Origin of the sequence: Ureibacillus sp. FSL W7-1570, assembly GCF_038593265.1 — a bacterium.
GTDB classification, from domain to species: Bacteria; Bacillota; Bacilli; order Bacillales_A; family Planococcaceae; genus Ureibacillus; species Ureibacillus suwonensis.
This window is the reverse complement of sequence record NZ_CP151979.1, coordinates 2,486,866-2,506,717: the sequence shown is the minus strand read 5'-3', so window position 1 is coordinate 2,506,717 and position 19,852 is coordinate 2,486,866. Positions and strand designations below refer to the sequence as shown.

General features: G+C 40.7%; 19 protein-coding genes. All 19 read right to left on the bottom strand.

Annotation, left to right across the window (positions count from 1 at the left end):
• Positions 1 to 2: 2 nt before the first annotated feature.
• The 19 genes from NST13_RS12510 to NST13_RS12420 all read right to left on the bottom strand — a co-directional run bounded on the left by NST13_RS12510 (position 3) and on the right by NST13_RS12420 (position 19,797).
• Positions 3 to 1,622 (bottom strand): polysaccharide biosynthesis protein, encoded by a 1,620-nt coding sequence (locus tag NST13_RS12510; RefSeq protein WP_342580711.1) that lies wholly within the window; start codon positions 1,620 to 1,622, stop codon positions 3 to 5.
• Between the two features lie 172 nt (positions 1,623 to 1,794).
• On the bottom strand, positions 1,795 to 3,603 hold the full coding sequence (locus NST13_RS12505; protein ID WP_342580710.1) for an IS1182 family transposase: 1,809 nt from the start codon (positions 3,601 to 3,603) through the stop codon (positions 1,795 to 1,797).
• 142 nt (positions 3,604 to 3,745) lie between these two features.
• On the bottom strand, positions 3,746 to 4,282 hold the full coding sequence (spoVT, locus tag NST13_RS12500; protein ID WP_342470687.1) for a stage V sporulation protein T: 537 nt from the start codon (positions 4,280 to 4,282) through the stop codon (positions 3,746 to 3,748).
• Positions 4,283 to 4,524: 242 nt separating this feature from the next.
• Entirely contained in the window at positions 4,525 to 8,058 is a 3,534-nt protein-coding gene (gene mfd / locus NST13_RS12495) for a transcription-repair coupling factor (protein ID WP_342580709.1), read from the bottom strand.
• A gap of 134 nt (positions 8,059 to 8,192) precedes the next feature.
• On the bottom strand, positions 8,193 to 8,420 hold the full coding sequence (locus NST13_RS12490; protein WP_342470689.1) for an anti-sigma-F factor Fin: 228 nt from the start codon (positions 8,418 to 8,420) through the stop codon (positions 8,193 to 8,195).
• Positions 8,421 to 8,509: 89 nt separating this feature from the next.
• A complete protein-coding gene (gene pth, locus NST13_RS12485) occupies positions 8,510 to 9,067 on the bottom strand; it encodes an aminoacyl-tRNA hydrolase (protein WP_342470690.1) in 558 nt (185 codons plus the stop codon).
• A 156-nt stretch (positions 9,068 to 9,223) separates the two neighbouring features.
• On the bottom strand, positions 9,224 to 9,847 hold the full coding sequence (locus tag NST13_RS12480) for a 50S ribosomal protein L25/general stress protein Ctc (protein WP_342580708.1): 624 nt from the start codon (positions 9,845 to 9,847) through the stop codon (positions 9,224 to 9,226).
• A 177-nt stretch (positions 9,848 to 10,024) separates the two neighbouring features.
• Positions 10,025 to 10,984 (bottom strand): ribose-phosphate diphosphokinase, encoded by a 960-nt coding sequence (locus tag NST13_RS12475; protein WP_342580707.1) that lies wholly within the window; start codon positions 10,982 to 10,984, stop codon positions 10,025 to 10,027.
• A gap of 13 nt (positions 10,985 to 10,997) precedes the next feature.
• The gene (gene glmU, locus NST13_RS12470; RefSeq protein WP_342580706.1) at positions 10,998 to 12,362 is read right to left on the bottom strand and encodes a bifunctional UDP-N-acetylglucosamine diphosphorylase/glucosamine-1-phosphate N-acetyltransferase GlmU; all 1,365 of its coding nucleotides are present in this window, start codon (positions 12,360 to 12,362) and stop codon (positions 10,998 to 11,000) included.
• Between the two features lie 234 nt (positions 12,363 to 12,596).
• On the bottom strand, positions 12,597 to 12,902 hold the full coding sequence (gene spoVG, locus NST13_RS12465; protein ID WP_342470694.1) for a septation regulator SpoVG: 306 nt from the start codon (positions 12,900 to 12,902) through the stop codon (positions 12,597 to 12,599).
• Positions 12,903 to 13,101: 199 nt separating this feature from the next.
• Positions 13,102 to 13,476 carry a RidA family protein gene (locus NST13_RS12460; protein ID WP_342470695.1) on the bottom strand — a complete coding sequence of 125 codons (375 nt, stop codon included), beginning with the start codon at positions 13,474 to 13,476 and terminating at the stop codon, positions 13,102 to 13,104.
• A complete protein-coding gene (gene purR, locus NST13_RS12455) occupies positions 13,476 to 14,303 on the bottom strand; it encodes a pur operon repressor (protein ID WP_342470696.1) in 828 nt (275 codons plus the stop codon). The genes NST13_RS12460 and purR overlap by 1 nt, the downstream gene beginning before the upstream one ends.
• Before the next feature lie 67 nt (positions 14,304 to 14,370).
• Positions 14,371 to 15,237, bottom strand: a complete 867-nt coding sequence (gene ispE, locus NST13_RS12450) for a 4-(cytidine 5'-diphospho)-2-C-methyl-D-erythritol kinase (RefSeq protein ID WP_342580705.1) — start codon at positions 15,235 to 15,237, stop codon at positions 14,371 to 14,373.
• Positions 15,238 to 15,405: 168 nt separating this feature from the next.
• Complete coding sequence (locus tag NST13_RS12445; protein WP_342470698.1) at positions 15,406 to 15,600, bottom strand: small, acid-soluble spore protein, alpha/beta type; 195 nt, start codon at positions 15,598 to 15,600, stop codon at positions 15,406 to 15,408.
• Between the two features lie 121 nt (positions 15,601 to 15,721).
• A complete protein-coding gene (locus NST13_RS12440; RefSeq protein ID WP_342470699.1) occupies positions 15,722 to 15,985 on the bottom strand; it encodes a Veg family protein in 264 nt (87 codons plus the stop codon).
• A 144-nt stretch (positions 15,986 to 16,129) separates the two neighbouring features.
• Positions 16,130 to 17,008, bottom strand: coding sequence for a 16S rRNA (adenine(1518)-N(6)/adenine(1519)-N(6))-dimethyltransferase RsmA (gene rsmA, locus NST13_RS12435; protein ID WP_342580704.1), 879 nt, complete (start codon positions 17,006 to 17,008; stop codon positions 16,130 to 16,132).
• On the bottom strand, positions 17,001 to 17,567 hold the full coding sequence (rnmV, locus tag NST13_RS12430) for a ribonuclease M5 (protein WP_342470701.1): 567 nt from the start codon (positions 17,565 to 17,567) through the stop codon (positions 17,001 to 17,003). Before rnmV ends, rsmA begins: the two co-directional genes overlap by 8 nt.
• Positions 17,568 to 17,699: 132 nt before the next feature.
• Entirely contained in the window at positions 17,700 to 18,893 is a 1,194-nt protein-coding gene (locus NST13_RS12425; protein WP_342580703.1) for a ubiquitin-like domain-containing protein, read from the bottom strand.
• Between the two features lie 133 nt (positions 18,894 to 19,026).
• Positions 19,027 to 19,797, bottom strand: coding sequence for a TatD family hydrolase (locus NST13_RS12420; RefSeq protein ID WP_342470703.1), 771 nt, complete (start codon positions 19,795 to 19,797; stop codon positions 19,027 to 19,029).
• Between the last annotated feature and the right edge of the window lie 55 nt (positions 19,798 to 19,852).

Here is a 19,852-nt window from a genome sequence, read left to right as displayed (position 1 = left end):
ACCTACTTTCTTTTATTTAACCAAAGCTGATAAGCGGCCATTCGGCGGCCAAATGGAATCAAAAACCATTCTTTTTCGGAAAGCATCCGGGATTTTGCCACAAAGGTCAAAAATACGAACGCCCCTGTCACAATTAATACAGAGCCGAAAACGACCGCTTCCATTCTGCCGCTGGAAAACATACCGCTCTTCATTTGCAGACATTCATTCAGCAAAAGCACAGCCAATGCCATCGCTATGCCGGCACCGGCCAATTTTATGTAAAAACGCAGAGGAGCAAATTGGACGGATGTCAATTTTTTTAAGTATCCAATAAATAATATTGAAGCGAACAATAACACGACACCGCTTGAAACTGCAGAGCCCAGCACATTCCATAACGGGACAAGGGTCATATTTCCAATCCCTTTGAAAAGAATGGCCCCTGTTAAAATTAAAAACGGCACTTTCAGTTTCCCCATCCCCTGCAAGATGGCTGTAAATGTCAAAATGATTGACAACGGTATGATTTGTAAAACATAAATGGTCAAAACCATTTGCAATGCATTCGTTTCAAATAGCATTTTATTGACGTACGGCATGACGATCACCAGTCCGAGAGAAGAGGCCACTCCAAAAAGGAGGGCAGTCCTGTAAGTCAATTGGATAAAAGGCTTTGCTCCTCTTCCCGTTTTCTTTTTGGACTGGACCGCCACCAGCGGAACAATGGCAATGGATAATGAGGAAGCGATGACAATCCCCAATTGAACAAGAGATTGACCACGGTCATAAATCCCTTTCATTTCTTTCGCCAACTGGGATTCGATGCCGTTTTCCACCATCAATGAATAAACCGTGAAGGAATCGATCAGTTGGAAACACAAAAGCAATAGACTGCTCATGCTGATGCTGATACTCAATAGTGTCACTTCTTTAATGATGGGCCACTTCTTTTCACGATGATGCTTTCCTATGTTTTTAAAGGGAACGGTGGAAAAGGATTTTCCGGAAAAATAAACCAACAACAACACCCCTGCCACTTCCCCAATGACCGTTCCCAGCACAGCCATATGCCCGGCTGAATAAAGGGAGCGGGAATTCGCCATCACAAAAAAAGCGCCTGCCAAAATAATCGTTACCCGGATGAATTGTTCGAATACCTGTGCTTTGGCAACGGGCGACATTTCGCCACGGGATTGAAAAGAGCCCTTCATAATCGCCAAAAATGGCATAAACAACGTGACAAAGGAACCCGTTCTCAATAAGGGCGACAGCTGTTCATCCCCCATCCACTCCGCCAACAACTCTGCGCCAAAAAATAAAACGGAGAAAAAAACGAGGGATAATCCGGCCAAGTATAAAAATACCGTCCGAGAAATCAGGCCTTTTTTCAAAGAAGCATCCGGACAAAGTTCCGCATCCGCCAACATTTTCGAAATGGCAACCGCAAATCCTCCTGATGTCCATGCAACGAAAAAGGATATGAACGGATAAACTTGCTGATAAATATAAAATCCCGCATCTCCCACTAAATTTTGAAAGGGAACCCGGTAAATGGCACTCATAATTTTTACAATGATCGCGGATATTGTCAGAAGCAATGCTCCTTTCATATATCCTTTCATTCCGATTGAATTCGACATACCTATATTCTCTATCCTTTCTACATACTAGAAAGTATACCAAAGAGTCATTGAAATAAAAAAATGAACTTTCCTATGCCACGATAATGGAAAAATTCCCGCGGGTTTCCATCAAATCGGATTTCCCAAAACATAGTACCGCAAATCATCTTCATTTACTATGCCTCCATTTTCATTCGTCCAATTGAGCCATTGAGCCGGTCTTCCTAAATAAAGAAAAGGGCTTGTCTAAAAAGTCCATAAAAACAGAGCGAATGGAGAAAACAATGAGTTTTTCCATTCGCTCTGTTTCCTTATTTTTGAAATTGGTTTGGGAATTTGCGGCCCATTTCAGTATGTTGTGGGCCATTGCCACAATCCCGAATTCTGTTCGGACTTTATGAAGCCCCCGTAACAGAAATCGAGTGAAACGCAAATTGCCCTTGATGTTCCCGAACACACTTTCGACATCCACTTTACGCTTCGCATAAAGAGCTGCCTTTTGTTCGTCACCAAGAGCTGCTTTGGCTTTCGCTTTCATTTCTTCATAAATCGTGTTCCAATATACTCGACGATTTCCTTTGGCTTTCGTACACCCATTCTTCAACGGGCAATCCGTACAATCTTCACACTCGTACACTTTCAAATCTTGTATGTATCCAGATGCATTTTTTCTTTTTTGATAATACTTGAATACGACTTTCCGATTGTTCGGACAGATAAAGCAATCGTCTTCTTCGATGTATTTCCAGTTTTGTACTTTTGATAAATCCTTTTTAAACTTTTTACTTTGTTCCTTCAAATAGGTTTGGTATGGGGCTAATAATTCAAAACGAGGTTCTTTTTCTTCGCCAATCGCATATAAATAGTTTTCTTCACTCGCATATCCTGCATCGGCAATGACATACTTGAGTTTCTTTTCCTTCGGTATCGATTCCAATAACTTTTCCATAAATGGTTGGAAACAGCGAGTATCTCCTGGATTTTGATAAATTTCAAATCCCACGATAAATTGATGTTGTGTGGCGAGTTGAACATTATAACCCGCCTTGAGTTGGCCGTTTTTCATATGGTCCTCTTTCATTCGCATAAAAGTGGCCTCATGGTCGGTTTTCGAGTAGCTATTTCGTTCACCTAGAATCTGTTTTTGTACTTTGTATTTTCGTAATCGTGGAAGATAATCCGTTTGAATCGTTTTCAGTTGTTTGGTGAGTTGGGATTTTTTAGAGCGAAGTTCTTTTTTTCTTTCTTTGTCTTCTTCCTGTTTATAATCTTTTTCCAAAGCTTCTATTCTCTCAGAAAGTTGTGCCGATGATTTTTCTAATTCTTCTTCTAATTGTTCTTCTTTTAATTCCTCCAAGGCGATTTGGTGCGCTTCTTGTAGAAACGATTGAATTTTGGCTCGTAGTTTCTGATCATATTTTTCTACGGATTTTCGCCATACAAACGTATATTTGTTGGCATTCGCTTCTATTTTCGTACCATCCACAAAAATATGGTCGAGGTCGATAAATCCTTGTTCTACTAGTTGAAGGACAAATTGTTCAAATACAGAATCCATCATGTTTGACATACGAACACTACGAAAATCATTTATTGTGCGATGGTCAGGGGTTTGCAATCCCGCCAACCACATCATCGGAAGATTTTCTTTCACCATTTGCGCCATTTTCCGACTTGAATAAACGTTTTGAGTGTACGCATATAAAATCACTTTCAATAACATTTTAGGGTGATAGGGTGCACGACCCCCACCAACATAATGAGTATACAACACTTCATCCGGAATCGATTCCACCATTTCATCCACTAAACGGGCGACATGATTTTCAGGAATATACATTTCGATATCTAAAATGCTCATGACTTGACGATTGCAATAAGGTTGGAAAACTAGTTTTTTGCGTTTCTTATTCTTTTGAACCTCTATTTTTTGAATACCCTCTAGAGTCATTTCTAATTGCGTGTTATAATTTTCTTGAATAGTCATTTGATTATTCATAAGAAATCGTCCTTTCTATGGAATGTTTTTTGGTCAATTTCATTCTATAAAAAAGGACGATTTTTTTGTACCCTAAAAACAGAAAAAAGGCTGAGCCGAAGGTCGATTCAATCGACTTTTCGGACAGCCCCTTCAAACTGATTTAGTTTTCCATTTGCTTTCCTAAGAAGTGAGCCGCCGTTTCCGCCGCTTTTTGTTCTACTTCGCTTAAAAAGTGCACTTTCGAAAGCAAATATACCGCCCCAATTGTGTCACCGTTTGCAACAATTGGTGCAACACAATAGGATTTGACTTGTTCAAATTGTCCTGGCACCAATTCAATCGTCGTTTCATTCTTTTCCAATACGACAGAACGTTGTTTCATGAAATCCTCTGCAAAACTTGACAGGCGACGATTTGTGTAATCCTTCTTCGATAAACCTGCCACAGCAATCATTTCATCACGGTCGCTGATCAACGCAGGTGTCCCTATCGTTTCATACAAGGATTCAACATATTCTTTTGCAAACTCGCCTAAATCATTAATCGGGGAATATTTTTTTAGGATAACTTCTCCTTCGCGATCCGTATAGATTTCCAAAGGATCTCCTTCTCGAATTCGCATGGTTCTGCGAATTTCTTTCGGGATTACAACACGACCTAAATCATCGATACGACGTACTATTCCTGTTGCTTTCATCTTTGCTGCCTCGCTTTCTGAATTCGTTTTATTTCACAGATAGTATGTTTACTCTTTAGGCAAAGTATGCAAAAAATGCATGGGGAGGATTTTGTGTGAAATGTTTTTAATTCGTCAAAAATTTGTAAAATTAATATGCCCCAAAAATTTTAAAAATATAACAATTTAGTGAAAAACAAAATCAATCTAAAACTTTTGGTAAACAAAATGACCCAATCAAATTTGGGTCATTGTTTACAGTATTATTTTGCTTCTTGTTCCACTACATTATTCTTCCTTGCCTTATAAATTATTTCAGCGACTTGTTCCAATACGTCCAGCGGATTATATTTCCCACATTTTTTCTCATCAATCGTCACGGTCAAAATAGGTCCATCCATGCTGAAACCGACCGCTTTTTCAAATTTCATTGTTTCAGCGACTACGACGGAACCATCGACATTTTTAGTCCCCTCTTCAGAAAAGACGATGGAAATGATTTTTTGTTTTTCTTTAATGGAAACAATGCCCGCTTTGCCTGCCCACGCCTTGATTCTTGCGATGCGCAACAGTCTTTCGGTTTCAGGAGGCAAATCGCCGAACCGGTCGTGCAATTCTTCGAGGATTTCATGATAATCTTCCGGATTTTCCATCGCTTTGATCCGTTTATACATTTGAATTTTTTGGTAGCCATCCGGAATATATTGATCCGGAATGTAGGCATCTACATGAAGGATGATTTCCACTTCTTCCTTCTCTTCCCGTTTTTCGCCTTTCAGTTCCACAATGGCTTCTTCCAATAATTGTGAGTATAAATCAAATCCCACCGTATCGATGAAGCCGTGCTGTTGAGCCCCGAGCAGATTGCCTGCACCACGAATGGACAAATCGCGCATGGCAATTTTAAAACCGGAACCTAATTCCGTAAATTCTTTGATCGCTTGAAGGCGTTGTTCCGCAACTTCCGTTAATACTTTATCCCGCTGATACATGAAATAAGCGTATGCGACCCTGTTGGATCTTCCGACGCGGCCGCGCAGCTGATAAAGCTGGGAAAGTCCCATTTTATCAGCATCATGAACGATTAACGTATTAACATTCGGCATATCCACGCCGGTTTCAATAATGGTCGTTGTCACAAGTACATCAAATTCGCCATTTAAAAAGCTGAGAATGACGGATTCCAGTTGCGTTTCAGTCATCTTGCCATGGGCGTATGCCACCCGGGCTTCCGGCACGAGCGTCTGAATTTCCTCGACTTTTTTCGTCATATCTTCCACACGGTTATATAGATAAAATGTTTGACCTCCCCGCGCCATTTCCCGCTCGATGGCTTCCCGAACCAAGGCTGGACTATATTCCATCACATATGTTTGAACAGGGAAACGGTTTTGCGGAGGCGTTTCAATAACCGAAAGATCTCTCACACCCACCATCGACATATGAAGGGTTCTTGGAATCGGTGTCGCTGTCAGTGTCAACACATCCACGTTCGTTTTCAACTGTTTAATTTTCTCTTTATGAGCCACGCCAAAACGTTGCTCCTCATCCACAATCAATAATCCCAAATCTTTGAAGGCCACATCTTTCGAAAGAAGGCGGTGTGTGCCAATGACGATATCCACTGTCCCATCTTTCAATCCTTTTATCGTTTCCGCCTGTTCTTTTCTCGTGCGGAAACGGCTCAGTAAACCGACATTAATGGCATAATCCTCAAATCTTGCGCTAATGGTTTCATAGTGTTGTTGTGCCAATATCGTCGTCGGCACGAGAAAGGCCACTTGTTTGCCATCCATAATCGCTTTGAAAGCTGCACGGATGGCCACTTCCGTTTTCCCGTATCCCACATCTCCGCAAACAAGCCGGTCCATTGGCCGTTCCCGTTCCATATCCCGTTTAACTTCCATAATGGTGCGAAGCTGGTCTTCCGTTTCTTCATACGGGAAAGCATTTTCGAATTCCCGCTGCTCATCTGTATCCGGAGAAAAGGCATATCCTTTTTCCGCTTCCCGTTTTGCATAAAGTTTAATGAGTTCTTCCGCAATATCCTTAACAGCGGATGACACTTTTGCCTTCGCTTTTTTCCATTCCGTACCGCCCAGCTTGTGGAGTTTTGGTTCCTTTCCTTCCGATGAAACATATTTTTGGACTAAATCAATTTGATCGACAGGAACAAATAATTTGTCATCACCGCGGTAGCGGATATGGAGGTAGTCTTTGTGGGTGCCGTTCACTTCAAGGGTTTGAATGCCCACATATTTCCCGATTCCGTGATGCACATGGACCACATAGTCTCCCGGTTTGATTTCCGTATAACTTTTAATTCTTTCCGCATTGGTCATTTTCTGAGGCCGGGGTTTTTTCCGCTTTGTTTGTTGTTTGAATAATTCATCATCCGTCACAACGGCAATCCGTTGCAAAGGAAATTCAAAGCCGGCGGTCAGCTGGCCATCCACCAGGAAAATTCCTTCTCCGTTCGGCAGCCCGATCGTCACATCAATCTTGTAATCTTCCAACATATTTTTTATCTTTTCTAAACGCTGTTCCCCATCCGCTACAATCAACACGGTGAACTTTTCTTTCTTCCAACGCTCAACTTCATTTTGCAAAAGGGAAATTTGCCCATGGAATTGCTGCATCGGTTTACATGAAAAGTTCGTTGTTTGGTCAAAGCGAATGCCGGAGAAAGTACGTGTAAATAAATTGAAGTAAATTTTCGGAAGATCCAACATGGACAAGATTTCTTTTAAGGAATAGGAAGGGTGGACGTCATGCACCATTTTTCCTTCTTCAATTAATGAAATGAACCACTCTTCCTCTTCCCGTTCCCAAGCTTCGGAAACCTCTTGGATCCGTCCCAGTTCATCGAATAGAATCAGGCCGTCTTCCGAAAAATAATCTCCTAAAAATGCCGGTTTTTCGTATAATAAGGATCCATACTTCGTAACATGGTTAGGCAGATTCCCCTGTTTCAACATTTCAATGTCGTACTGGATATTTTCATATAACGCTTCTTGCACTTCCTGTTTTTTGACCTTTTTAATGCTTTTGGCAAGCGCTTTTTCAAGCCGTTCAGCCAGTTGGACGCGCTGTTCCATGGTGAGCAGGAGCTCTATGGCTGGCAGGATCCGGCATGACTCCAATTTTTTAATGGAGCGTTGATCATCTGCGGAAAACTCACGGATGGAATCCACTTCCGTATCAAAAAGTTCAATACGAAATGGTGACTCTGCATATGGTGGATAGATATCAAGTATTCCTCCACGCAATGCAAACTCACCTGGTGTTGTGACCATTTGGCTTCGTGTATAACCCATCTCTACCAACTTCGAAAGCCAGTGGTCTATATCCATTTCTTGTCCGACATGTACTTCCAAAAGATTTTGTTTCCATTGTGCCACAGGTGTCATATATTTTCTCATTCCGGCAATCGGAATGACATATACCGCCGCTTCTTCTCTCGCTAAATGATCCAATGTGGATATCCGCCCTGCTCTCAGCTCAGGAGATGCGATTGTCATGTCCGCGGCAATGAATTCATCCGCCGGATAATAATGCACTTTTTCCTCTCCCACAAGGGATGTTAAATCATCCACCAGCTTTTGTGCCTGCAATAAATTGGGGGAAATAATATATAAAGGCCGATTTAATTCTCTGAAGAGGGAGTTAATCAATACGGCGCGCGCGCTTCCCGTCAATCCCGTAATCAAATGGGATTTCTCTTTTGGCTCTTTCAAGTCATTGATCAACTTGTTTATATGTTTTTCTTGAGAGAATAATTGAGTAATTCCTCTCATGAAGTGATCCTCCTTTCATCAAGGCGCTCGCTTATGTAATCCATTCTATGAATCAATGAAAACATGCCGCTCACTACTAAAAATTCTAAATACTGGAAAAGCCTTGGACTGAAGAGCCCAAAGCGTGTTTTCATTTATTGAATCCATTTATTTAAAGCGTAGTAATCAGGAAACTGACGTAACGATTCTTCGCAATGTTCACAAATACAGTGTATTGTCGTTACTCCAAGTTCATCTTTCTCAATAAACTCTTCGATTTCTCCAACTTCAAATAAATGAATCTTGCGGATTGTTTCTTCTTCGTTAAAAGGTAAAGTGCCCAATTCTGTATTACAATATCTACAACGGTAACGAACAGTCATACTGGACCTCCTTTGAAAGCTGGGTATATTCCAAGTATAGACTGTTCCATAATCAATTATGCACTTCATTAATTCAGCAATAAAACGATTTAATTATACTCGTTCATTACATCGATAAATTTCTTTGACAGCCATGCTTCACAAGCTTGAACCACTTTCTCAATCGCTTGCTCGATGACCGGTTCTTCTTCCTTCGAAAATTTGGACAGCACGTAGTCGGGCACTTTCATGCCAGCCGGGGGACGGTTGATCCCAACACGAATCCGTTTAAAATCTTGCGTTCCAAGATGCTGGATCAGCGACTTCATTCCATTATGCCCGCCGGCACTCCCCTTTTGCCGCAATCGGAGTTTTCCGGTTTCCAAATCCAAATCGTCATAGATGACAACGATTTCATCAATATCTATATCAAAGTAATCAATGATCGGACGGACGCATTCACCCGATAAATTCATATACGTGAGAGGTTTTAACAGCATGACTTTTCCTTCGGGACGATGGACAATGGCATACATGCCGTTGAATTTTGTTTCACTTAAAGTTGCATTCCATTTATTTGCCAATGCATCCACGCACATGAATCCGATATTATGCCGCGTCCGTTCATACTGTTTTCCCGGATTTCCTAAACCAACAATCAGTTTCATGAAACCATTCCTTTTATTATATCTAATCGTTGCTTATTTTATCACATAATATCAGAAAGTTCCTACTTAAAAGAAATGCACCTGAACGCAACCGTCGATCATTGAACATAAAAAAGGGTTGTCCAAGCTGAAAACCGCTCAGACAACCCAATGGGCTCATGCTTGAGATTGAGGCGCTTCTGTCGCTTTGATATCTTGATTATCATTATCGCCTTGTCCGGCATCACGGGCAGTTGCCGGTGCAGTGACGGTAAAGATTGTCACATCATCGCCTTCCAAAATTTTATAATCGACTCTCTCCCGAATATCACTTACAAACAATGTATCTCCAATGCCTAATGTAGAAATATCAATGTCGATTTTTTCCGGAATCTCAGCCGGCTTCACTTTGATTCTTAGCGTATTTAATATTTGCGTCAATACGCCTCCTTCTTTCACACCAATGGATTCACCGACTGCATGGATTGGAACATCCACTTCCACTTCTTCATCCATGTTGACGGAAAAAAAATCGATGTGCAAAACTTCTCCTTTTAACGAATCTCTTTGCACTTCATGAATCAGTGCTTTTACTCTTTTTCCTTCCACATCCAAATCGAAAATACCCGTTTTTCCCCTTTTTTGCACTTCTTTCGCGATTTCTTTATAATCGACTGAAATCGGAGTATTTTCGATATTGTAGCCGTAGATAACGGCAGGTATTCTTCCTCCTTTTCTAAGTTGGGCTAACTCTGAACGCACACCAGTCTTACGTTTTTCCGCTTGTAATACTGTGCTCATGATTTTTACCCCTCCTTTAGAAAATGATGGACTACCCAATTTTTATTATAGTCCACTTTTGAAAAGTTTCCATTCATCGCACAAGCTTTAAGAAAAGTATGTGTTCCCCATCATTCTGTCCAAAATAAAAAAAATGTAGACAAAATTCATTTCGAATTTTGTCTACATTTTAAAATCTTAATCAAATAATGTACTTACGGATTTATTTTCATAGATGCGGGAAATCGCTTCCGCCATTAAAGGAGCCACTGATAATTGAGTGATTTTCGGAATCATTTTTTCCTCTGGCAACTTAATGGTATTTGTCACCACTAATTCTTTAATGGAAGAGTTTTGGATGCGCTCAATTGCCGGACCGGATAGCACCGGATGTGTACAGCATGCATACACTTCTTTGGCTCCACTTTCGATCAATGCATTGGCACCAATTGTGATCGTTCCAGCTGTATCAATAATGTCATCAATCAAAATGCAGATTTTTCCTTCTACATTACCAACAATATTCATCACTTCTGCCACGTTTGGTTTTGGGCGGCGTTTATCGATAATGGCAATCGGTGCTTTCAAGCGCTCAGCCATTTTGCGGGCTCTCGTTACACCACCGTGGTCTGGTGAAACGATCACTACATCATCTTCTGAGAAACCTTTTGATTTGAAGTATTCAGAAAGCAATGGTACCGCCATTAAATGGTCGATTAAAATGTCAAAGAATCCTTGGATTTGCGGAGCATGCAAATCGAGCACGATTACTCGGGTTGCGCCGGCTGTTTCCAACAAATTCGCCACCAATTTCGCAGTAATTGGTTCCCGCGCTTTTGCTTTGCGATCTTGTCGTGCATATCCGTAATAAGGAATTACCACATTCACTGTGCGGGCGGATGCACGTTTTACAGCATCAATCATAATTAAAAGTTCCATTAAGTGTTCATTCACCGGATAGGAAGTGGATTGGACGATGAACACGTCGCAACCGCGGATACTTTCTTCAATATTGATTTGAATTTCCCCATCACTGAAGTGTTTTACAGAACATTTTCCCAATTCCACACCCATTAGTTCCGCAATTTCTTGTGCTAATGGATAATTTGAATTTAACGAGAATATTTTTAATTTTGTGTCAGCGTATGAATACGGCATGATGGCCTCCTAATTATCTTAATTTTTTTGCGTAGTCGATTTTATTTTCTTGTCTTGCGCGGGCAATTGCCAACGAATCTTGCGGCACTTCTTTTGTAATCGTGGATCCTGCGGCAATGAATGATCCTGATCTCAACGTGACAGGAGCTACCAGATTGGAATTGCATCCAACAAACACATTATCTTCAATGATTGTTTTATATTTATTTTTACCATCGTAATTTACGGTAATGGAGCCACAACCTATATTAACATTTTTCCCAACCTCAGCGTCACCTATATAACTTAAATGAGATACTTTTGATTCATCGCCAATCGTACTTTTCTTCACTTCAACAAAGTTGCCGATTTTCACATGGTCGCCTAATTCGGCTTCCGGTCTCAAATGGGCAAATGGACCGACAGAAGTATCTTCACCGATAATGCTTTGCTGCACAACAGATTGTTTCACAACCGAACGATCGCCAATCTTGCTGCTGATAATTTGGCTATTCGGCCCAATGAGGCAATCTTCGCCAATTACCGTTTTTCCTTCAATCACAACACCTGGATAAATGACTGTATCCCGGCCAATTTCAGCATTAATACTAATATGTGTCATTGAAGGATTAATAATCGTTACCCCATTCGCCATATGTTTTTTATTGATGCGTTCACGCATAATTTCTTCTGCTTGGGACAGGGCAATTCGATCATTGACTCCAAGGGTTTCATTGAAATCTTCGCAAACGAAAGCGGAAACAATTTCACCTTTGTTTTTTAATATTTCAATGACATCCGGCAAATAATATTCGCCCTGTGCATTGTTATTATTCACCAGCTTCAACGCTTCAAATAATGCTTTATTATCAAAGCAATAAGTACCAGTGTTGATTTCCTTTTCCAAGCGTTGTTCAGGAGTTGCATCTTTATGCTCTACAATTTGTGCCACTTGACCTTGTTCATCACGAATCACCCGGCCGTATCCTGTTGGATCGTCAGCAATCGCGGTAAGAATCGTCGCTTTCGCCTTTTGGGATACGTGATGTTCAAATAGCGCTTTCATTGTTTCCGGACGAATTAAAGGTGTATCTCCACAAACAACCAGCGTTACGCCTTCCAAATCGCCTAATAATGATTCAGCCTGCATTACGGCATGGGCTGTTCCAAGTTGTTCTGATTGAAGTACATACTCGGATTTGTCTCCAAGGTGTTCTTTCACTTTTTCTGCACCATGCCCAACAATTGTTACAATACGGTTAACATCTAATGTTGATATATTGTCAACGACATGCTCAACCATAGGCTTTCCACACACTGGATGTAAAACCTTGTATAATTTGGACTTCATGCGAGTTCCTTGGCCAGCAGCCAATACAATCGCAAAAATGTTAGTCATGCAAAGTCCCCCAATTTCAGCTCATGTTCTCTTATGACTATATAGTAAAGTTGTTCGATTTTCAAGGCATGATCAGCTGACAAGACATCTATTCTCCCTCTCTATTATATTTTTTTCGCCTCCGTTTTCATATTATTTTTTTTGTGAAAGTTTATGAAAAAGAGGGACCGCCTTCAGACTTTAAAAAAAAGAAAGTGTCCCAAAAGTAAAATGCATTACTCTTGGGACACTGTTTTAAGCGTTTGCTTCTTCTAATTGGGATTCGCTTTGATCTTCTGTTTTTTCTTCACCGGCAGCGTGATATGCGGCCAACACAACATCCTGAATTTTGTTGCGTGTTTTAGAATTGATTGGGTGTGCAATATCACGGAATTCCCCATCCGGTGTTCTTTTGCTTGGCATAGCGACAAATAAACCGTTATTCCCATCAATCACTCGAATATCATGAACCACAAACTCGTCATCTAGTGTGATGGAAGCAATTGCACGCATGCGCCCGTCTGTTTGCACACGTCTAAGTCTCACGTCAGTAACTTCCATTCTTTCACTCCTCTCTTCCTCTAGGATGCCTTTAAGGCTATACAATTCTACAAAAATAAAAAAATTCCTTCTTTATTTTTGAAAAAATTTTCAAATAATTTTTAAGTGTTTTTAATTTTTGTAAATAGATGTTTTTCTTTGTAATTATTTCTGAATACAAAAAAGCGGTGAATCCATGGATGGATTCACCGCCTGGCGATTATTCAAATGCTGCAATCACTTCAATTTCCACTTTTACATCTTTTGGAAGTCTTGCAACTTCTACAGCGGATCGGGCAGGTTTATGATCGCCAAAATTCGCTTCATATGCTTCATTCATTTTTGCAAAGTCATTCATATCGCTTAAAAATACCGTTGTTTTCACAACATTATTTAGAGATAGCCCGGCTTCCGCAAGAACCGCTTTTAAGTTTTTGAACACTTGGTTTGTTTGGGCAACAATATCCCCTTCCACCAATTCGCCTTCAGGAGTTAAAGGGATTTGACCTGAACTGAAGAAGAAACCACCTGCAATAATCCCTTGGGAATAAGGTCCAATTGCTTTTGGTGCATTTGTAGTAGCTACTGCTTTCATCATGATCTCTCCTTTAAAAAATAATTTCCTTCACTTAATTGAATCGTTCTCTCTTTTTCATTTACAGAATGGAGTTTTACCAATGAATAATAATCATCGACAAGAGTTTCACCCGCATGTTCCGCCTCAACGAGAACGGCGATTCCCGCCAAAGTGCAATCAAATTCCTCCAGCAAGCTTTTCATGCCATTCATCGTTCCGCCGACTTTCATAAAATCGTCTGTCAGTAAAACTCTTTGTCCGCTCTTCATGCTACGTTTTGATAATACCATTGTTTGGATTCTTCTGGAAGAACCTGATACATAGTTGATACTCACCGTTGAACCTTCTGTCACTTTGCTATCTCTGCGCACAACCACAACCGGTACATTTAAATATCTGGCAATCGAATGGGCAATGGAAATTCCCTTCGTTGCCACCGTCATAATGGCATCGATTTGTTGATCTTTAAAAATGCTTGCAAAGACTTTTCCTACCCGATTCATCAGGCCGGGATTGCCCAATAAATCCGTCATAAACAAATATCCTCCAGGAAGCAGGCGGTCTGATTTGCTTAACTCGGCTATTAAAATTTGAATTGTTTCCCGAACCTCGTCGTCTGTTACGGTAGGAATGTATTTTACTCCTCCGCTTGCTCCGGGAACCGTTATCAATTCCCCAATGCCTCTTTCTTCAAAAGTTCCCTTCACAATGGCCAAATCTTCGCTAATGGAGGATTTAGCAGAATTATATAATTCAGCAAAATAGGTTAACGGAATGAGTTGATGCGGATGCTCCAACAAATAATGCGTCATATCTACCAAGCGTTCACTACGCTTCCATTTCATGAGACCCTCTCCTAATGAAAATTAAAATACGAATATTTTATAGAAAAAGTATCATAAATGTACGTATTTAGGCAAGTGAATTCCTTTGTCCCAACATGCGCACCGCATAAACTTCATCACAAAAGCCTTTCAATCCATTGTACACCCGATGCAATCTTGATTCGCTATTGACAAAGCCAAAAACCGTCGGACCGCTTCCGCTCATTAACGCTGCGTCTGCCCCGAACCGCAACATATGTTCTTTAATAAAGCCCACTTCAGGATATAATGCACATGTGACAGATTCAAGAACATTTCCTAAAGCCCTGCACATTAAAGAGTAATCTTTATTTTCCAATGCCTGAATCATTTGTTTTGTGTCAGGATGTTCTATATTTTCCAATTTCAATCCTTCATAAACTTTTGCGGTGGAGACTCCGATTCCCGGTTTTGCAAGGATGACCCAGCAAGTCGGAGGGGAAGGCAAATGTTGTATTTTTTCTCCTCTTCCAGTAGCCAAGGCTGTTCCGCCATAAACACAAAACGGAACATCGGATCCAATGGCTGCCCCCAGCTCCGCCAATGTATCAATGGATAAATTTAAATTCCAAAGCTTATTTAATCCCCGCAGTGTGGCGGCTGCGTCGCTGCTGCCTCCTGCAAGTCCGGCTGCTACAGGGATTTCTTTCTCGATCGAAATGGTTGCCCCCGCATCAATGTTATATGTATTTTTCAAAAGCATCGCAGCTTGATAGGCAAGATTTCGTTCATCTTCCGGCACTATACCGCTCGATGAATGAATCTTAATTTTGCCATCGTTCCTCCGTTCAAGCCCGATGCGATCCGCCAAATCGACCGTCGTCATCACCATTTCCACTTCGTGATAGTTGTCCGGACGTTTATAAAGTACATCCAGCGTTAAATTAATTTTGGCAGGTGCTTTTATGTAAAGCATGATGATCCTCCTAACAGACTATTACGGTAAATTCCTTCCGTATATTGTACCATAATGAAGGGTTCACCATAGATGCTAAATATTAAACATAAAAGTATTAAGTAATTTCCGAAAAAATAAAAAAATGCCAACAGCTCTTATAAGAGCCATTGGCATTGTCAACCCTACTTATTGGTTGCTGTTTTGGTTCCCTTGCTGAGCCAAACTTTGTTCAGCCAATTCAATGGCTCGCTTCACCATGTTCCCTGCGTCCCGGGCTCTGATTCCTCCCCAACCTTCCCGTTGGACCACATCATAAAACCCGAGTTCCTTTGCAATCTCCTCTTTTAGACGACTCGACATGACTCCGCCTCTCCGTGCCATAGAGATTACCTCCTTCAAATAAGTAGGTTGACAACCGTAGTATGTGCAAGTTCCAAAAAAAATTGTAGACAAAGTCGATGGAAAAATCGGCTTTGTCTACAATTTACAACAGGGCAGACTATTATTTTACCGCGAGTGCTTCGTTATTGTCATCCAGGAAAGTAATTTCCACGGCTTCCGTTAAAATGTCAGTGTAACTATAAGAAACACGCTTACAAGCATTTTCTTTTTGATCAAGCTCAACGACAAATACTGCATTGTAAGTTTCACTTAAAATCCCATTGCACTCAACCGTTTTTTTACGGCCTCCATTTGCCTTTAACCTCAATGGCTTCCCAATGTGTTCATCCATTGTACGTTTTATCTCCGCTAATGTTTTTGGCATTTCCGCATACACCTCACTAAAGTCAATTATAGCGCAGAAATGCCAATCTGTCAATAAATTATATTATTTTAACAGCAGTCAATTATTCTTGTCAACTTATTTTTCCATAAAAAAAGAAAGTTTTTGTTAGCAATTTCGCAATTTTTAGTGAAAATGCGGATAAAGTTCATTGGAAAGATTTCCAAATTCTTCAATGGTCAAAGTTTCTCCTCTTCTGAAAGGATCAATGCCGCATGATAATAAAGCATCCAAAATTTGCTGCTTTTTTTCTTTTCCTGATTTAAGGCCCGACTGTAAATTGTTCAGTATCGTTTTTCTCCGTTGAGCAAAAGCGGCTCTCGTTACCACAAATAAAAAGTCTTCATCCACCACTTGAATCGGCGGAGCTTCCCGCATCGTAAGCCGGATGACTGCCGAATCAACATTTGGCTGCGGCATAAATACCGTCTTTGGAACCGTCATGACCACTTCGGCGTGAGTATAATATTGCACAGCGATGGACAGTGAACCGTAACTTTTTGTTCCCGGTTTTGCTGTAATGCGATCAGCGACTTCTTTTTGCATCATGACAACAAACCCTCTTATCGGCAAACGGTCATTAAGCAATTTCATCAAAATTGGGGTTGTTACGTAATAAGGCAGATTCGCTACCACCATAATATCTTTGATGTCCAGCATTTCTTCTTCAATGATCTTCGCCACATCCGCCTTTAAGACATCAGAATGGATGATTTTTACATTTGGATAAGGACTTAATGTATCCTCCAATACAGGAATAAGCCGGCCATCAATTTCAAAAGCCACCACTTTTTTGCAATTTCTCGCCAAATGTTCCGTCAAAGCGCCAATACCAGGACCGATTTCAATTGCTCCGCTTTCTTCGGTCAAGCCGGCATAATTCACGATGTTTCGAAGGATGTTTGGATCAATAATAAAGTTTTGGCCTAAACTTTTCTTGAAGGAAAAACCGTATTTTTTCAATATTTCTTTCGTACGTATTGGTGTTGCAATATCTTTATTCATTTTGTTCCTCCCGATCGATTTGCGCTACCGCTTGCGCAAATTGTTCAAAGGTAATTTGAAACATCAATAACCGCTTATGGAGTTGCTTCCCATTCGTCATGCCGATATTCAATATTTCCCCTAACCGGATGCGCCGATTTTTGGCTGATGGATGTCCGATAAGCCGCGCATTCATCAAATCAGCCACCGTAATTTCTTCGGTTTCCGGCAATTCCGCAGCTGGTGTATATACGTTTTTTAAGGCTTGCCGTATATCCTCATCGCTTGCATGTTCAATGCCAACGCCTCTCCCGTTTGCAGCGATGCACTTTTCTTTTGAGAGAAAGGCATGTTTTACACCCGGAATACGCTCTTCGATAATCGCCCGGATCCGTCTTCCGGGATAATCCGGATCCGTAAATACAATGACCCCGCGTTTTTCCTGGGCATGCTGGATACGGCGCAATGTTTCTTCAGATATGGCGGAACCGTTTGTTTCAATCGTATCTGCATTCACTGCTCTTTGGATGGCAACTGTATCATCTTTTCCTTCCACAACGATGATCTCTTTGATTTCCAATGTTGAACCTCTCTTCTACCTTTTATCTTGGACAATTGTACAAAACCTGAACCTTTTTCACAAGAAATGTCCGTTATTTCGATGTCAAAAAAATAAGCTTTCCTGTATCAGGAAAGCTCGATCTTCCATTATTCAGTTAAGCACTTTAATGCGGACTTTTTTTCGTCCCCAGCTGCTTGCTTCCTGCTTGGTTTGCACCAGCACATCAATTTTATTTCCTTTGATTGCGCCACCAGTATCACCGGCAATCGCGTATCCATAACCTTCCACCCAAACTTTTGAGCCTAATGGGATGAGATTTGGATCAACAGCAATCAATTTCAAATTCGGATTGTTGCGCAAATTGATTCCGGAAGCCGATGTGCCGGAACAACCGTTACAGTATGGGGTATATGCAGTTGCAATCACATAGAATTCTTTTCCGCCCGCGCTTGTTCCACGGGATACTTGGGCAGTCACCACTTTTGTTCCCACTGCAACCACTTTTGCTTTCGGTTGTTCGATGATTTTTTCATCTTTAATGACCTTATTTACAACCTTGCCATTTTCTTTTGTAATTTCATAAGTTCTTGAAACTTTGCCTTTCTTTCCTTCCGAAATTACTTTTTCTTTCCCTTTCAGCAAGGAAGAATCTGATTTTGTTTGTACCGGGAAGTCAATTTCTTCCTCCACTACATCGGTAACCTTTTCTACGCGAACAACCGTGATTCGATCATTTGGTTTCACATTGTCGCTCAATTTATTTTCGACACGATCAAGTTCATTAAGTGTTATACCTTGTTGCTTTAAAAAGTTAGCGACCGTAGTGGAAGTGGACCACACTTGCTTTTCTTCTGTACCATCGACAAGTGTCACCTGAAACGCTTTATTGATTTTGATTTTGTCTTCATCGCCCAAGTCTTTATCTAAAGCGATGGAAACTTTATCATGATCCGATACTTTGATGTTTGCTGCATTCAGAATATCTTTGACTTTCGTTTCAGTTGTCCAGATTTCTTGTTCTTTTCCATCAACGATGATTGTTACCGGTTTTGCTTTGATCCATTCAATCGTCATGCCGGGTTTTATTTTTGCATCAAGCGAATAGGATAATTTGTCATGCCTCGTTATATCGATGTTTTCTTCTTCGAATAATTCTTCAACTGTCTCGGCATGAGTTAATATGTTCATTTCTTCACCATTCGCTATAATTGTCACAGGTGTTTTTGTTCCTTGATACAGAACAAAGGTGGTAACCACCGCAAGCAACGCGATAAACAAAATGGTGACCAATAATTGTTGGTGCTTGATCCCAAATAAAAGTTTTTTTATGGGACTACTTGACATTAAAAAACGCCTCCTTAACACCCGTTGAATTATACGGGTATCTTTTTATTATGTCAACTAATAAATGTTCTCAATTACTAGTTTAGCAATTTATGATCCTATTAAACTGCAGTATTGGAGGCTATTTTTCGTTTTATACATCCAATTTAAAAAGTTTCTTCGCATTTTCTGTCGTTGCCTTTGCAACCTCTTCCACCGGGATTTCTTTCAACCGGGCAATTTCCTCGGCAACTAGCGGCACCAGAGAAGGCTCATTTCTTTTTCCGCGATATGGATGCGGCGCCAAATATGGTGCGTCCGTTTCAATCAGTAAATGCTCCAATGGAATTTCTTTAGCCACCTTCTTTGGCATACGGGCATTTTTAAAAGTAACAGGCCCGCCCAAACTGATCATAAAATTCATTTTTATGCATTCCAGTGCCGTTTCGACGCTTCCACTAAAACAGTGCATGATTCCACCAACCGTTTTGGCGTTTTCTTCCCTTAAAATCCTTACAACATCTCCTGTTGCTTCCCGATTATGGATGATAATCGGAAGATTCGTTTTTTGCGCCAAACGGATTTGTTTGCGGAATAGTTCCTGCTGGATTTCTTTTGGGGATTTGTCCCAATGATAATCCAGTCCTGTTTCACCGATCCCTACCACTTTCGGATGATGGGTCAGCTCTTCAATCCATGCCAGGTCTTCTTCTGTACAATCGATTGCGTCTACTGGATGCCAACCAATTACTGCATAAAGAGATTCGTATTTCTCTACGAGTTCCATCGCTCTTTCGATGGTTTTCCGATCAAAGCCAACAACAATCATTTTTTCTACTTTTGCTGCATGTGCCCGATCGATGACTTCTTGTAAATCTTCCTGAAATTGATCTGCATTCAAATGGACATGTGTATCAATGAACATATTAATCACACCTACCGTATATTGTATTGGACTGGTATATTACTGATTTCACAAA

What these genes read in the sequence shown, in the direction of transcription:
- NST13_RS12505 (WP_342580710.1), bottom strand. Translation starts at nt 3,603, where the DNA reads ATGAATAATCAAATGACTATTCAAGAAAATTATAACACGCAATTAGAA.
- NST13_RS12420 (WP_342470703.1), bottom strand. Translation starts at nt 19,797, where the DNA reads ATGTTCATTGATACACATGTCCATTTGAATGCAGATCAATTTCAGGAA.
- NST13_RS12475 (WP_342580707.1), bottom strand. Translation starts at nt 10,984, where the DNA reads ATGCCGTATTCATACGCTGACACAAAATTAAAAATATTCTCGTTAAAT.
- NST13_RS12460 (WP_342470695.1), bottom strand. Translation starts at nt 13,476, where the DNA reads ATGAAAGCAGTAGCTACTACAAATGCACCAAAAGCAATTGGACCTTAT.
- spoVG (WP_342470694.1), bottom strand. Translation starts at nt 12,902, where the DNA reads ATGGAAGTTACTGACGTGAGACTTAGACGTGTGCAAACAGACGGGCGC.
- purR (WP_342470696.1), bottom strand. Translation starts at nt 14,303, where the DNA reads ATGAAATGGAAGCGTAGTGAACGCTTGGTAGATATGACGCATTATTTG.
- pth (WP_342470690.1), bottom strand. Translation starts at nt 9,067, where the DNA reads ATGAAACTGATTGTTGGTTTAGGAAATCCGGGAAAACAGTATGAACGG.
- NST13_RS12425 (WP_342580703.1), bottom strand. Translation starts at nt 18,893, where the DNA reads ATGTCAAGTAGTCCCATAAAAAAACTTTTATTTGGGATCAAGCACCAA.
- rsmA (WP_342580704.1), bottom strand. Translation starts at nt 17,008, where the DNA reads ATGAATAAAGATATTGCAACACCAATACGTACGAAAGAAATATTGAAA.
- NST13_RS12480 (WP_342580708.1), bottom strand. Translation starts at nt 9,847, where the DNA reads ATGAGCACAGTATTACAAGCGGAAAAACGTAAGACTGGTGTGCGTTCA.
- NST13_RS12440 (WP_342470699.1), bottom strand. Translation starts at nt 15,985, where the DNA reads ATGCCAAAAACATTAGCGGAGATAAAACGTACAATGGATGAACACATT.
- mfd (WP_342580709.1), bottom strand. Translation starts at nt 8,058, where the DNA reads ATGAGAGGAATTACTCAATTATTCTCTCAAGAAAAACATATAAACAAG.
- NST13_RS12445 (WP_342470698.1), bottom strand. Translation starts at nt 15,600, where the DNA reads ATGGCACGGAGAGGCGGAGTCATGTCGAGTCGTCTAAAAGAGGAGATT.
- spoVT (WP_342470687.1), bottom strand. Translation starts at nt 4,282, where the DNA reads ATGAAAGCAACAGGAATAGTACGTCGTATCGATGATTTAGGTCGTGTT.
- NST13_RS12490 (WP_342470689.1), bottom strand. Translation starts at nt 8,420, where the DNA reads ATGACTGTTCGTTACCGTTGTAGATATTGTAATACAGAATTGGGCACT.
- NST13_RS12510 (WP_342580711.1), bottom strand. Translation starts at nt 1,622, where the DNA reads ATGTCGAATTCAATCGGAATGAAAGGATATATGAAAGGAGCATTGCTT.
- glmU (WP_342580706.1), bottom strand. Translation starts at nt 12,362, where the DNA reads ATGACTAACATTTTTGCGATTGTATTGGCTGCTGGCCAAGGAACTCGC.
- ispE (WP_342580705.1), bottom strand. Translation starts at nt 15,237, where the DNA reads ATGCTTTACATAAAAGCACCTGCCAAAATTAATTTAACGCTGGATGTA.